Below are 14035 nucleotides of genomic sequence, written 5' to 3'. Positions count from 1 at the left end.
AAAACTTTCAAAATCCTTGCCGAGCGATATCGTAATCGAGGAAAAAGACTGGGCTTAAGATTCAATTTAATTGCGGGAATCTATAATTTAGAGCTGAGCAAAAAATGAATTATGAAAGAAGTCTATTTTTTATTTTAATCATAATTATGGGTGTTAGAAAAGCTGGAGTGGTTATTCCCTTTAATGGCAATCAACAGGATATTGAAAGACTGGTAAATGATTGGCTGGTTTATTTTGAAGAAAACTCAAAATCTGCATTAGATATAGAGTGGCTGACGGATCATATTGTTTGTATCAATAGTGCCGGATTAGCACATTTTGCTTTTACTGAACCTGAAAAATGGAGCAGTTTGCTGAGCAGTCAGTTGCCGATGAAATGGATGATCTTCTTTGATTTTGCAGACACAAATTCAAGCTATAGCTATGCGCTTTATAAAGAGGGTGCAGAAATCAGATGTGTCATTCAAGCGGAAGAAGATGAACTTTACATGGATGGAGAAAGACAAGATTTTGAAAAGGAATGGTTAAACTTTTCAACAAGGTATTTATACGAATATGTTGAAAATGGCAAAGTTCAAAAAAAATGGACGACTCATTTAAACAGTTTAAAAGAAGAAATCAATGAAGATTTGGAAAGCTATTATCAGTATTATTATTTTAGCGAAAAGGATCATTTAATTTATCATACTCAATTGGTTCGGCTGTTATTGATTGAACTCTTTAAAAACTATGTCGGTTTTGAAATCTTTGATAGTGATTATAATCCAGTAAAGAAAATAAAGTTTAAGTATAACAATCAGCGTACTTATGATGATTATTTGAGTTTAGCCTCAAGAGGGGATATTGCAGCTCAAATTAAATTGGGTCAAATGTATGAAACGGGATGCGGCGTCGAGAAAAATGATTTAACAGCACAAGGATGGTATCAAAAAGCGGCTGATCAGGGGGATGATGCAGCGATGCTGAAGTTAGCGGTGCTGTTGTTCAGAAAACCATGTAAAACAGAGGTTCATATCGCTTTAGCTCTGCTGAATCAGTCAGTGGAAAAGGGAAATATAAACGCAAGAACGGCCCTTGCTGAAATATATGAAAAGGGCGAAATTCTTGATCAAGATTATAATCTAGCTATGAACTTGTACAAGCAATCGGCAAAACAAGGCTGTGCAATTGCTCCCTATAAAATTGGCTTAATGTATGAGCTAGGCAATGGCGCAGCTCAAGATTTAAAGATGGCGAAACGCTGGTATCATCAAGCGGCGAATGCTTTTAATCAAGATGCAGAAATTCGATTGCAGAAATTAATCCAGCATTTTAATGCTTAAGCCATTCATTTAAATTATTCCGTATTAAGGAGATCATTTCTGTCTTTTGTGTTCTATATCTTTATCTATAGCTATGAAAAAAAATTGAATGCATGAGCGCAATATTTTGACCAAATCATGGAAAATATTAAATAAATATAAAAAGCCGATCATTAGATCGGCTTTTTAGCTTCACTTTGCGATTAAGACTTTTGTAAAAATTCTGTCGCTAATTTTAAAAACTCTTCCGGTTTTTCATATACGGCCAAATGTCCGGTTGCCGGTTCAGCATATTCAGCATGTGAAATCAGATCTATAGCATATTTGACCATACACTCGGGTGCATATAATCATAATTACAGCCATTCACTAATGTTTGTTTGTTTGTTGATTTTTTTTCGCTGTCTCAATCACATCGGTATGAATCTACAACTCAGCTTGGTGGGTAAATCTTTCTCAATTATTGGTTTGCAGCGTATTTTCTAAGGTTTGCGCCATAGTATTTTCACACCATGCCAAGGTAAAGTTGGCGCTAAAACCTGTTTGAATAATAGTGCTCGACATCGCTTTAGAGTTGCTCTGTACCTAACTCAAATTAAAGCTTGGTACGTGCATCAACTTTAGGATAAGGCGCCAATAACACAACAAAAATTACATCTTCTGGATATTCTGCTGCGGAATATATCCAGAAAATGTTGTGTAATGAAAAGCTCATTAAACCGAATGGTGTAACATAATTGGTTTTTGCAGCTGCAATCACTTATTCTACTAATTGAGCAATGGCTAAAGGCAGATCATCAGGTAGTTAGCTTGATATCGTCCTTTTGAATGCATCAAAACATGACATGTTCAAATGACGCTGATTTACGCAAATGATGGCTCATACTGATGGACTCAGCCATTTTTATTGTGATTTTCTCTTTTTTAAAGATCAATATTTACGGCAAGAGATGATTAATTTTGTATTTAATCAGTGCAAATACCTGCAACTAATTTGTATTTCATTATAAAAAATCATGCCCTTGATGTAAGATAAAATTCATTACAGATTATATGTATTTCGAGTGAATGTCCTAAATTCGAATACTTGATAAAAAAGGAAACAAGCATGCAGCAAGAAGTCATCATAGTTGGTGGTGGTATGGTCGGTTTAAGTCTGGCACTCATGTTGGCCAAAGACAAAATTGGCGTAAAACTTTTAGAAGCCATTAAATACCCCAATTATGATGATGCAAACCTTGAGCCTTATCACTCGAGTTTTGATGCACGAAACAGCGCCTTGTCACGCCGTACGGTGCAAATTTATCAAGAACTAGGTCTCTGGGATGCTTTGCAGGAACACGCCACACCTATTTTAGAAGTGAATATTACAGAGCAAGGCAGTTTTGGTAAGGCAAGACTCAAAGCAGAACAAGAAAAAGTCGAAAGCTTTGGGCAGGTGATTGAAAATGCATGGTTAGGTCGTGTGTTGCTCGCAGAAGTCAAAAAAGAATCCCTGATTGAATTGATTGATGGCGTGCAAGTGACCGCTCTGAATCAAGATGCTAATCATGCTTTTATCGAAGCACAGCGTGCTGAAGAACAGCTCAAACTACAATCTAAAATTGTGATTGCAGCAGATGGCCGTGATTCATTCTGCCGTAAAGCCTTAGGTATTGGCGCATCGGTGCATGATTATGACCAAGTGGCGATTGTCACTACAGTACAAACCTCTAAACCGCATGGTCATGTCGGTTTCGAGCGTTTTAGTCCGCTTGGTCCGCTAGCGCTGCTGCCACTTCCAGGTGAATACCGTCGCTCAGTGGTTTGGCCTGTTCCTAAAGGAACTGAAGGCGAGTGGATGGGTGATGAAAATGATCAGCACTTCTTAGATGCTTTACAAGAAACCTATGGCGACCGTGCAGGTAAATTCCAAAAAACTGGTAAACGTTTCAGCTTCCCATTGTCGCAAGTACTTGCAGAGAAACAAGCAGTTGGACGTGTAGTGTTGATGGGTAATGCAGCACATACTATTCATCCAGTGGCAGGTCAGGGCTTCAATCTTTGTATGCGCGATGCCTATGTACTACGCCGTTATTTAAAAGAGCAAGTTGAAAAAAATGCAGATCTGGGTGATGCAGCTATGTTGCTTGATTATGAAAAATCGCGCCTGACCGATCAGCAGCGGGTGATTAAATTCTGTGATTCAGTTGTTCGTGGTTTTAGCAACCAGAACCCATTTTTAAAATTGATCCGCAATACTGGGTTAGTTGCCTTTGACACCATTCCGGGGATCAAGCCTTTGGTCGCGAATTATGCAATGGGGCTAAAAGCATGAGTTTAAATCAAACAAATGTACTGGATGCCGTGATTGTCGGTGGTGGCTTGGTCGGTGGCTTAACGGCATTGTTATTGGCGCAAGGCGGTGTGCAGGCTACGGTATTGGATGCGGCACCTATTTTGGATGTAGAAAAAACCAAAAGTATTGCGAATCCTCGGGTTTTGGCACTTAGTCAAGCCACCATTCATCTACTCAAGACTGTGGGTGTTTGGGAAAAGCTTGCCCGTCAGCAGCCGTATACAGGCATGCAGGTGTGGAATAAAAATGGCTATGGAGAAATCAATTTTGGTCATGTTGCAGAGCAAACACCATCAGTTGAGCAAGCTTTAGGTTCAATGGTTGAACCAAGCGTATTGAATTTAGCCATTCAAGAAAAAATGCTAGAACAACTCGAAGACTACCGAACCCAAGTCAAGGTCAGTCGTGTTGAGCGCGGCGTTGGTGTGTGGATCATTCACCTCGCAGATGGTACCCAGCTCAAAACAAAACTGGTAATAGGTGCAGATGGTGCAAACTCATTTGTCCGTGAGCAAGCTTTCATCGATCTAGATGTATTGGACTATAAGCAAGCCGGTGTGAGCTGTGCAATTAAAACCTCCCAACCGCATCATCATGTAGCACGTCAAATTTTCTTAGAAACTGGCCCTTTAGCATTTTTGCCGATGGCGAGTCTAAAAAAAGAAGAAAGCGGTTATTGGCAATCCATTGTGTGGACCTTACCAGATGATTATGCCGATGAATATGTGGCTTTATCCGATGTTGAATTTACTGCGTTGCTCACTCGAGAAAGTCATCACATGCTCGGCGAGGTCTTAGAAGCAACGCCACGTGCTAAATTTCCATTGAAGGCACGAGCTGCACAGCAATATGTGCATGATGGTCTGGCGTTGATTGGTGATGCGGCCCATGTGATTCATCCGCTTGCAGGACAAGGCGTGAATATTGGCTGTTTAGATGCAGCAGTGCTTTGTGATGTGCTTTTAACCGATAAAAAACGAGGTGTGTGGGCACATGAACAAAGTTTGAAACGCTATGAACACCGTCGTAAAGGGCAAAACGATGCCATGATGCATAGTATGTCCGCAATTGGTTGGTTAGAAACTACCACTTTTTCTCCTGTGGTGTGGGCGCGAAACTTTGGTTTAAAACAAGTGGAAAATCAGACTGTTCTAAAAGATGCGTTTATGGCTCAAGCCAATGGTCTGAGTATTTTAAAAGATACAATCTACGCAGCTTAGGTCAAAGTCTGATATTTTTTAGACAGTCGTATAAACAAGGTTACGATTTTGATTAAAAAAGATACGATTTTTTGGTTGTGGGTACTAGTCGAAATGCTCAGAGATTGCTAAATTTCTGTTAATTTAAAACCAGCCATTCGCTGGCAAACAGAAGTCATTCGCGGGGAGAACACAATGACTGATATGAACGATTATGATGATCCAGAAGATTCAGTAGTTGATGAAGATGAAGCACAAGCAGCTGAAAAAGGTGCAGGTGACGCAGCTGATTCTGCCTCTGATGGTGACACCTCTGAAGCTGAAACATTAACAGTGACTGCAAAACTAAAACAACGTCAGGCGCTTGAAGATGAAGTTGCGGCGTTCTTAGCGCGTGGTGGTCGTATTACCGAAGTCCCTCCAGACGAATCGGCAAAAGATTAAAAATGAAAAAACACCACGTCATGTGGTGTTTTTTTTGCTTCATTCGCTTGTGCGAGGATGAATGTTATTCAGTTCTTAACTCTGTAGCATGTTTGCTCAAGAAGTTAAGTCGTTAATAAGATGTGAAGTCGCTTCAAGCCGTCTTTGGCTTCATATATTTACGACTGATCGCGAAAATAGGATAAAACACAAAATGCAGTAAAAGCAAAAACATACAATTGATAATGAATGCAGCAATATACGGCGGTGCATGCATGGCCGCCACAGCAGCGACAAAAGATTGAAAAAGTAATACCGCACTCAAAACGACATAAGCCCAATAGCGATGCCTATCCCAAAATTGGCTCAGTTTCAGTAAATTACCGACTACAAAATAGAGGGAACAATATCCACAGACCATCGCAATCGCGCTATGATCGGCCGTCATTTGCTCGCCACTAATATAGTGCGGATAGGGGTGAATGCCAGTATAAATAATATGTGCAAGGGCGGTGAGCCAAACCAGATTAAAGAGAATGAACATCAGCGGTTTTTTGACAGACAGATTTATGGACATGTTATAAGCAACTTTTTTCATTCTATTTAAATTATTGTATGGGATCGCTTATGGAACCCGTAGGTCCCATAAGCGGTTCAAATTAAAAATAAAAAAAATTAAGCTTAATCGTTCGCTTGGGTTAATTCTAAAGCACGTTGATAGGCCACTTTCTTTTTAATCCCAGTTAAATCTGCAGCCAACTGAGAGGCAGCTTTAACGGACAAATCTTGAAGTAAACGCGTCAGCAGTTTGTCTAACTTTTCTTGCTCTAGGTCTTTTTCTTCGGTCGCACCACCAATCACCAAAACGATTTCGCCTTTTTGCTGATTATGATCAGATTCGACAAAATGAACCAATTCACCCAAAGACATTTTTTTAATGGTTTCAAATGTTTTGGTAATTTCACGTGCAAAGCCCACAGGACGATCTGCACCAAAGACATTCGACATATCTTTTAGGCAGTCCACAATACGGTGCGGTGCTTCATAAATAATCATGGTTTGAGTTTCGTCTTTCAATTTTTCCAGTGCTAAAAGACGTTGTGACTGTTTAGAAGGTAAAAAGCCTTCGAAACTAAAACGGTCACTGGGTAGGCCGACTGCACTGAGAGCTGCAATGGCAGCACAGGCACCCGGCACAGGAATGACACGAATATTTTTTTCTTGTGCAGCACGAACCAATTTAAAGCCGGGGTCACTGATCAATGGCGTGCCTGCATCACTGATCAGCGCCATATTTTCACCCTTTTCGAGGCGTTCAATGAGCTGGTCTATTTTGTTGCTTTCGTTATGGTCGTGACAAGCAGTTAAAGGCGTATTGATACTAAAATGTTTAAGTAATTGTGCGGAAGTTCGTGTATCCTCGGCGGCAATAATTTTAACCGACTTCAATACCTCAATTGCACGATAACTAATATCATCTAAGTGCCCGATTGGAGTTGCAACAACAAATAACTGAGCACTCATAGGTTTCTCCATGTTGGATAATAAGAACAAAATTTTGGGTCTTTGCCTTTTAAGCAGTCTGTTTACTGCTGCACAGGCAGACGTCTTGGTCATTCTACCTGAATCTGGCCCTATGGCGCGAGCCGCATCCAGTATTAAGCAAGGTTTCAATAGTGCATATCAATCATCAGACTACAAAGTACCCATTAAGTTTGTGGATTCAAATCAAAAGCAAATTGCGGCGATATTGAAGCAACAGGTCAATAAAAAAACTCAATTGGTGATTGGCCCTTTAGCACGCCAAGATGTTGAAGCACTTGTAAAAGCAAAGCCTAAAGTCCGCGTGTTGGCTTTAAATGAAACGACGAGCCAAATTCCAAACGTCTGGCAGTACAGTCTATCAAAACGTGATGATGCTTTAGCACTCCAAAAAGTCTTCGAAAAAGACAAACTAGCGCAAGTGTTAGTGTTACGTCAGCCTGCAACTGAGGCAGAACATGAATTATTGCTCATGTCCTTAATCAGCCAAAGTTCAGTGCCGATTCAAGTGGTTGAACAGCTCCCAACGAAGCTGGAAAAAAATCAAGGGGTGCTGTTGCTGGGCAATAATGAATGGTTAAACAGTCAAAAAAAACTACCTAAAGCAAAACTATATACCGTTGCCAATGCGATTGAAGCCACCAAGCCTATTCCTGTAGGGCTGAAATTTTGTGATGCACCTGCATTGCATGACGCGCGTTGGCCTGACCTGATCCGAGCTTATGAGGAAAACCCAGTAGATATGCCATATCAACGTCTTTTAGCTTTTGGCGGAGACACATGGCATATCGCAAAACAATATTTGCAAGAACCGAAATTAAAAAGCATTGAGTTTCAGGGGCGAACAGGGCTAATCAAAATTAGTCAAAATAATATTCAGCGTGTTCCTCACTGCTATGAGCGAAGTAAAAAAGGCATCGTGGCGATCTCACTTTAGGGATGAAACGATGCAGCTAAACTTAGAGCAGATGAATTTGGGACAGATGAATCTGGGGCAGTGGGCAGAACGGCAAGCGCTGCGTTTGGTTAAGCAGCAAGGCTATGTACAGGTGCAACAGAATTATCATAGTCGTTATGGTGAAATTGATTTGATCGTTGCACGTGGTCAAGAATTGGTGTTTATTGAAGTTAAAGCCCGTTCGAATACCCGCTATGCCCAAGCCATCGAAAGTATCTCAATTCACAAACAACGTAAGATGATGAAGACTGCGTTGCATTTTTTAAATGAACAGTCACATTTTCAAAATTATTATTGTCGCTTTGATGCAATTTGTTTTGATTTTTATCAGCACTTTGCAAAAACACTACAGCAAGACTTTTCTAAATACCCGTATCATCAGCAATGGATTGAAAATGCTTTTACTTTTGATCAAGAGTTGATTAATCTCTGATAAAACAAACTGTGTAAACGCATAGAAAAATACGTGTGGAAATTTGAGGAGTCGTGCTGAGTGGTTAAGCGTATTGCAATAACGATGCTTTGTGTCGCAAGTTTATCTGGCTGTGCGAGTTTTATTTCGAATGGAACAGGATCAGCACCTGTAGGAACTGAAAGCGGCGCACGCTCATTGGGACAAGTTTTTATTGACTCTTCCATTGTTCGAACAGCAAAAATTAATTTATATAAATTAGATACTCGTTTTAAACAGTCACGTGTCAATATTGAAAGTTTTCATGGCAATGTCTTATTGACTGGGCAAGTGCCGGATAATCATTTAAAAGAATTGGCAGAAGAAAATGTCCGTTCAATGAGTGATGTCAAAACTGTACATAACTATATTACAGTGGGTAATCAGATCAGCTATAGCACCATCATGCAAGATACTGCGGTCACTGCGAATACCCGTGGTTTGATTATGAAAGCGCCTGTGGTATCTGACAGCAAAGTACACATTCATACTGAAGATGCTGTTCTTTATGTGATGGGCCGTTTAAACAGTGCGGAAATCACAGACTTAAATCAAATCTTGCAACAAGTGGGTAATGTAACGCGAATTGTCACTTTAATCGATAATATTGATCAGAACCCAAATCCACAGGCACGTTCAATTAACTCAAGTTACACCACACCTGCTGTAGGCAATGTGCAACCTGAAGTACAAACGCCTGTAGCGATAGATCCGGATGCTGTCGATCCAAATGCTCAATAAAATGTCGGAAATGATGCTGTAAAATATGAATCAATGGTCTCTGCGGCTTCAGCAAAAAATGGATTTGGCTAAATCTTTATACCGCAATTTTCGGTTATATGATTTTGGCAGTTATGCTTTAAATCGACTGACACCCAAACAAGGATATCATGTTCAAAACAATATCCCTTATGGTCTTAAAGCGCGCCATCGCCTAGATTTGTATCGCACGTCAGCACCTCGTCCGCAACGTCCACTCATCGTGTTTGTACATGGTGGTGCGTGGATGCATGGTGACAAAAAGGACTATGGATTCATTGGTGAGGCTTTTGCCAAAGAAGGCTTCGATGTTGCTGTCATCAATTACCATCTCGCACCTGAGTATATTTTTCCGGCTTCAATTGATGATCTTAGCCTTGCATTAAACTATTTGACGCAGTCTCAGCATAAGTTGCAGATTGAAGTGGAAAATGTGGTGTTAATGGGACATTCGGCAGGGGCATTTAATGTCATGTCTGCACTGTATCATCCGACGCCATATCAGCTGCAAGTGAAAGAGAATATTCGTGCAATTGTGGGATTGGCAGGGCCATATCATTTTGATTATAAGGGTGATCCGATTTGTGCAGATGCCTTTGATCAAAATGTACCGTATCAACAAGTGATGCCATATTATTTTGTTGAGCACAATCAAGTGAAGCATTATCTATTCACTGCGGATAAAGACAATATCGTTGGCCATAGCAATAGTGAAGATTTTGATCGTCGATTAAAAGCCTCAGGCAACCATAGTCAATTGATTCAAATCCCTCGTGTTGGGCACATCACGATGATTGGTTCAGTTTCGAGTCTATTTAGTCGCTTCTTTAAAACCAAAGCTGAAATCATGCGTGTACTCGATGAAATTAGTCCACCTTAATGTCTTTAGTTAAATGATTGAAAATAAAAAACCGCCAAGTATGGCGGTTTTTTTATTGCATGATTTATTTACTAAAAATAGCTACTTATAACCATGCTTCGGTGTCATCTGCAACAGCAGACCCATGGATGACATGCATAATCATCGAATGGGCGATACTTCCTTTGAACGGAATTTCAGGTAATGCATCAAATTTAAAGAAAGCCGCATCACTTATTTCTTCTTCTTGTAATTGAAGCTCACCTGAAGCATATTCTGCTTTAAAGGCGATCATTAAATTACTTGGGAAAGGCCAAGGTTGGCTTGCCAAATATTGAATATTTTTGACCTTCAGCCCAACTTCTTCTTCAGTTTCACGACGAACTGCTTCTTCTAGAGTTTCACCCACTTCAACAAAACCTGCGATCAGTCCATACATAGCACGGACATTTTTTGCATTTTTAGCCAATAAGATTTCATCTTCACCACGGGTAATGATGGTAATGACACAGGGGTTTACACGAGGGTATTGGTGATAACCGCAAGCAGGGCAAACCATGGCATATTCTGTGGCGTGGACTTGAGTTGCTGTACCGCAGTGGCTACAAAATTTATGATTACGGCGCCATTCTAAGAGTTGAATAGCACGGCTGGCTTGTTCAAATTGCTGTACATTCCAAAGTTGTAGAAGCTGGCGAATAGGAATGAGCTGTAAGCCTTCAGGAATTGGCTCATTTTCAAGTAGATCACGGGCAATCACTTGATCACCCGTGCCAATATTTAAATCACTTGCGAGTTGTTCAACTTCGGGAAGTTGAAAGTTTTCATCGACCAGCAATTGCTGTTGTTTGAAGATATACGCAAGTGATAATTTAGACATTAGGCTGCTGCTGATTTCAGTTTTTCGCTACTGTCCAATGCTACCTTAAACATGCCCTGTAAAACAGGTTGTTTGTTCTTTAAATTGTCAATCAACATATCTGCGCTTGCCAATGAATCTAATGCTTGATTCACTTCATTTGCTTCAATCGCAGTTGAAGACTCAACACGTTTCAAAATGAATTGAGCTGTTGAGTTCAGTGCATTTTGAGCCGCATCTGCATTGAGGAACAACATCGCACCACCAATTTCACGGAATTGAGTTGCAGTCGCTTCAAGTTGTGTCAGATCTTGGTTTTGTAAATACTGAACCAAAGATTGGCTAGCAGCATCAATTAAAACCTTGGTCTCATTTAACAGGGCAGCATGTGCTTCATCTAAACGGTCGAGTGAAATATTCATATTATTCACACGAAGTTGTAAGCGGCTAGAAGTGTGATGACGCTCAAGCACACCAATCGAGTTCATGGCAGACAAGATATTGTTCATCAACTGCTGGGCAAAGTTTTCATCTTGTAAAATCTCAGCATTACCTAATGACGCGGCTTGACGCGACAAGTCGTTATACGCTTCATTTAAGTTCAAGACTTTGAAAATATTTGCCAATTCGTTCAATTTTGCTTGAAGTTCTTGGGTTTTTTCAGGCGTCATATTTTGATAGTTAAATTCAATATCATTACGAATTTGCGTCATTTCAGTCGTAACCAATTCACCAATGGTATGCATGGTGTCAAAGTCAGGACCATATAAATGACGACTGAAAACTTGCAATTGAGTGTCGGTAAGAAGGTCTTCACCAATATTTAATTTGCCACGAATATGATGAGAAATGTCATCTTCTTGGCTAATGTTTAGACTTAAGACATTGGCTAAATCAGAAATGGATGCTTTAAAGCGCTCAGTTCCTGCAAAATATTGAGCCATATTGCGCTCAATGCTCACCAAGGTACGTAAGCGAGCATCGGTAATTAAGATTTGATCAATTTGATTAAACGCAACAAAAACCAAGTTCCAATATTGTTTGCTTGGATGTTTGTCTGAAAGACCTGCTAAATACGCACCGACCAATTTAATCGCTTGCAGATCCAGCTCAGTTTCTTCTTGTTTAATCAATTTATTCAACGCCAACTTATACAGACGGTGAACGTATTTTGATTTTTCAAGTGCAGGAGCTTGAGGTAAGTCAAAGTCAGGAGTAATACAATCGAGTAGGGACTCAATGTGTTGGCCTTCCGACGTTAGAGGTTTACCTAAAGACAGTTCTAGACGATTCAGACTGTCGAGTAGGAACTGTGGGATTTTAACTTCACGCAAGCAGATAAATTCAATATAGCGTTTCAGCATGGTTGTGCCTTCGCTCAGTGCGATGACCTCTTGAGTGTTAATTTGCGCAGGATTCCCCATGATCTTGCGCATTAACTCTGCTGAATATTGAGCGATTTTTGCCAAACTTGGCATATCAACTAAAGCTAATACTTGAGCACATTGTTCAAATTGAATCAGTGCATCATCAATCCCGAAAGGTAAAGTTTGATCTTCAACTAAGGTGCTGACTGCTGATTCGACTAACTTGATTGAGTTATCAACCTCATTTTTTATTATCAGCAAAGCCGTTGGATCAAAATGGATAGAGGTTTGGTAAGACATGTATCTGCACCTTTCCTAGATGTTTTATCTTGTTTATTAACCGCCCCTTAAGGCGGTCCATGTTTATGGTTTTACTATAGCGTATGTAAGAATTGTTTATATACAAAAAGTAACACGAAATTTAGATTTTATTTCGCAAAAAGGCAAGGTGTACCATGTTTTTCTTCAAATTGTTTGACCCATGTCTCATGGGCTTCAAGTTCATCTGCTGAAGGTAAAATCACAGGTAATTCTATTTCAACAGCGGCGCGGGTTTGCGAACCATCTTCATTTTGCGAGTGGGTCAGGGCATCGATATCAAAGGAAACCTGACCGCCCGTCATTGCTAGGTATACGTCAGACAGAATTTCCGCATCGAGTAAGGCACCATGGAAGGTACGGTCACGTTGTGGAATTTCGTAACGACGCACTAATGCATCGAGTGAGTTTTTCTGGCCTGGATGCTTGGCTTTGGCCATAGCCAAGGTATCGGTGACTTCACATACCTCCGATAAGGCAACAAAACCTGCACGTTTAAACTCCATATCTAGGAAGTTCATATCGAAGGTTGCGTTATGCGCAATGATTTCTGCGCCTTTTAGATAGTCAAATAAGACATCAGCAATTTCAGCATACAGTGGTTTGTCTTTTAGAAAGTCATCACTGATTCCGTGAATATTTTCAGATTCACCGACAGGTTTTTGCGGGTTGATATAAATATGAATTGAGCTACCGGTCAGTTTGCGGTTAATCATTTCCACTGCACCGACTTCAATAATACGGTCGCCATCTTGGAAATAGAAACCTGTGGTTTCCGTATCCAAAATTAATTGTCGTGGGCCAGATACATCGACGGTTGCTGGTGTAATGACAATCATTGGATGGATTTCAGCAGCTTGCTTAGACTGTATAGGGGCAGCTTCATTCAACGTTGATGCCGTGTTTGTTGCTTGTTGTTCTATCGTAATGTCATCAATCTGCTCTGCATTGATCGCTGTGTAAGTAGTCATTTCACGTGACGGAGCAATTTCTAGCGGCTGAGCAATTGAAGTTTCCTGACTTGAAGCTTCAACAATGCTGTCATTTGCAATCATAGCTTCTTCAGAGATTTCTTCTGCTTCATCCTCGCTATCAGCAAATTCAAGTCCAAATGGATCATTTAATAGCCAGTCAGGTTCAGCTTTTTTTTTAGGTGCTTCAGCTGTAGATGATGCCGCTTGTTTGATGTGTTCGAGGGTTTTTTCAGCGCCTAGATTGGCCAATTGATCAGCCATTTCATTTCCCGGATGGCCTGCATGCCCTTTAATCCAGTTCCATTCAATTTCCCGACCCTGACAAGTTGCATCCAGTAATTTCCACAAATCTGGATTTTTAACATCTTTCCAGTTTTTCTTTTTCCAACCATGAATCCACTCGGTTATGCCTTGTTTGACATAGTTGGAGTCTGTCCAAATAATCAGTTTTGCATCGGACGGACAATGTTGAATGCCTTCAATAGCAGCAGTCAATTCCATACGGTTATTGGTGGTTTCAGCTTCGCCGCCGCAGAGTTTTTCTTCTCCAGTTTCACGGATGATATAGGCCCCCCAACCCCCTAAGCCAGGGTTGCCTTTACATGCACCATCAACATAAAGCGTGATTGTTTGAGACATAAATCAAATCCGGAGAAAAACGAGCATTCAGAACCGTATATTGTATAA

The 14035-nt window shown here is 40.4% G+C and carries 15 protein-coding genes and 1 pseudogene; 9 read left to right on the top strand and 7 right to left on the bottom strand.

Annotated features, from left to right (window positions below; genetic code table 11):
* Together FTU02_RS13885 and FTU02_RS13880 are read left to right on the top strand one after the other, a co-directional pair.
* Positions 1 to 108 (top strand): annotated as a pseudogene (locus FTU02_RS13885) (IS5/IS1182 family transposase); the annotation flags it as partial.
* On the top strand, positions 105 to 1322 hold the full coding sequence (locus FTU02_RS13880; RefSeq protein ID WP_180157655.1) for a tetratricopeptide repeat protein: 1218 nt from the start codon (positions 105 to 107) through the stop codon (positions 1320 to 1322). The pseudogene FTU02_RS13885 and the gene FTU02_RS13880, both read left to right, overlap by 4 nt.
* A gap of 182 nt (positions 1323 to 1504) precedes the next feature.
* On the opposite strand, the gene FTU02_RS16385 is transcribed toward FTU02_RS13880, so the two are convergent.
* Together FTU02_RS16385 and FTU02_RS13875 are read right to left on the bottom strand one after the other, a co-directional pair.
* Positions 1505 to 1633, bottom strand: coding sequence for a hypothetical protein (locus FTU02_RS16385; RefSeq protein WP_257223716.1), 129 nt, complete (start codon positions 1631 to 1633; stop codon positions 1505 to 1507).
* A gap of 263 nt (positions 1634 to 1896) precedes the next feature.
* Complete coding sequence (locus tag FTU02_RS13875) at positions 1897 to 2061, bottom strand: hypothetical protein (protein ID WP_180004157.1); 165 nt, start codon at positions 2059 to 2061, stop codon at positions 1897 to 1899.
* A 348-nt stretch (positions 2062 to 2409) separates the two neighbouring features.
* On the opposite strand from FTU02_RS13875, the gene FTU02_RS13870 reads away from it, so the two are divergent.
* From FTU02_RS13870 to FTU02_RS13860, 3 genes are all read left to right on the top strand, one after another.
* A complete protein-coding gene (locus tag FTU02_RS13870) occupies positions 2410 to 3618 on the top strand; it encodes an FAD-dependent monooxygenase (protein WP_180157653.1) in 1209 nt (402 codons plus the stop codon).
* Positions 3615 to 4859 carry an FAD-dependent monooxygenase gene (locus FTU02_RS13865; RefSeq protein ID WP_180157651.1) on the top strand — a complete coding sequence of 415 codons (1245 nt, stop codon included), beginning with the start codon at positions 3615 to 3617 and terminating at the stop codon, positions 4857 to 4859. Before FTU02_RS13870 ends, FTU02_RS13865 begins: the two co-directional genes overlap by 4 nt.
* A 174-nt stretch (positions 4860 to 5033) precedes the next feature.
* Positions 5034 to 5282 (top strand): hypothetical protein, encoded by a 249-nt coding sequence (locus FTU02_RS13860; RefSeq protein ID WP_078189169.1) that lies wholly within the window; start codon positions 5034 to 5036, stop codon positions 5280 to 5282.
* Positions 5283 to 5415: 133 nt separating this feature from the next.
* Here FTU02_RS13860 and FTU02_RS13855 read toward each other — a convergent pair whose 3' ends face one another.
* Both FTU02_RS13855 and rsmI read right to left on the bottom strand, forming a co-directional pair.
* Positions 5416 to 5838 (bottom strand): hypothetical protein, encoded by a 423-nt coding sequence (locus FTU02_RS13855; RefSeq protein ID WP_180130950.1) that lies wholly within the window; start codon positions 5836 to 5838, stop codon positions 5416 to 5418.
* Between the two features lie 104 nt (positions 5839 to 5942).
* Positions 5943 to 6785: a 16S rRNA (cytidine(1402)-2'-O)-methyltransferase gene (gene rsmI / locus FTU02_RS13850; RefSeq protein ID WP_078189168.1), complete on the bottom strand. Its 843-nt coding sequence runs from the start codon at positions 6783 to 6785 to the stop codon at positions 5943 to 5945.
* A gap of 10 nt (positions 6786 to 6795) precedes the next feature.
* On the opposite strand from rsmI, the gene FTU02_RS13845 reads away from it, so the two are divergent.
* Genes FTU02_RS13845 through FTU02_RS13830 form a run of 4 tightly spaced genes read left to right on the top strand, consistent with a single transcriptional unit; the run spans position 6796 to position 9851 of the window.
* Positions 6796 to 7740 carry a penicillin-binding protein activator gene (locus tag FTU02_RS13845; RefSeq protein WP_180157649.1) on the top strand — a complete coding sequence of 315 codons (945 nt, stop codon included), beginning with the start codon at positions 6796 to 6798 and terminating at the stop codon, positions 7738 to 7740.
* A gap of 46 nt (positions 7741 to 7786) precedes the next feature.
* Positions 7787 to 8194: a YraN family protein gene (locus FTU02_RS13840; RefSeq protein ID WP_111885865.1), complete on the top strand. Its 408-nt coding sequence runs from the start codon at positions 7787 to 7789 to the stop codon at positions 8192 to 8194.
* A 60-nt stretch (positions 8195 to 8254) separates the two neighbouring features.
* A complete protein-coding gene (locus FTU02_RS13835) occupies positions 8255 to 8953 on the top strand; it encodes a BON domain-containing protein (protein ID WP_078192932.1) in 699 nt (232 codons plus the stop codon).
* 25 nt (positions 8954 to 8978) lie between these two features.
* Entirely contained in the window at positions 8979 to 9851 is an 873-nt protein-coding gene (locus FTU02_RS13830) for an alpha/beta hydrolase (RefSeq protein WP_180157647.1), read from the top strand.
* Positions 9852 to 9936: 85 nt separating this feature from the next.
* On the opposite strand, the gene nudC is transcribed toward FTU02_RS13830, so the two are convergent.
* From nudC to dnaQ, 3 genes are all read right to left on the bottom strand, one after another.
* Positions 9937 to 10710, bottom strand: a complete 774-nt coding sequence (gene nudC, locus FTU02_RS13825; RefSeq protein WP_180157645.1) for an NAD(+) diphosphatase — start codon at positions 10708 to 10710, stop codon at positions 9937 to 9939.
* Positions 10710 to 12356, bottom strand: coding sequence for a chemotaxis protein (locus FTU02_RS13820; RefSeq protein ID WP_180157643.1), 1647 nt, complete (start codon positions 12354 to 12356; stop codon positions 10710 to 10712). Before FTU02_RS13820 ends, nudC begins: the two co-directional genes overlap by 1 nt.
* 128 nt (positions 12357 to 12484) lie before the next feature.
* Positions 12485 to 13987: a DNA polymerase III subunit epsilon gene (gene dnaQ, locus FTU02_RS13815; RefSeq protein ID WP_180157641.1), complete on the bottom strand. Its 1503-nt coding sequence runs from the start codon at positions 13985 to 13987 to the stop codon at positions 12485 to 12487.
* Positions 13988 to 14035 lie beyond the last annotated feature (48 nt).

The sequence above is a fragment of the Acinetobacter sp. YH12045 genome (genome assembly GCF_013419925.1).
Lineage (GTDB): Bacteria > Pseudomonadota > Gammaproteobacteria > Pseudomonadales > Moraxellaceae > Acinetobacter > Acinetobacter amyesii.
Note: the sequence above shows the minus strand (reverse complement) of the source record. Positions and strands in the feature narration are given on the sequence as shown.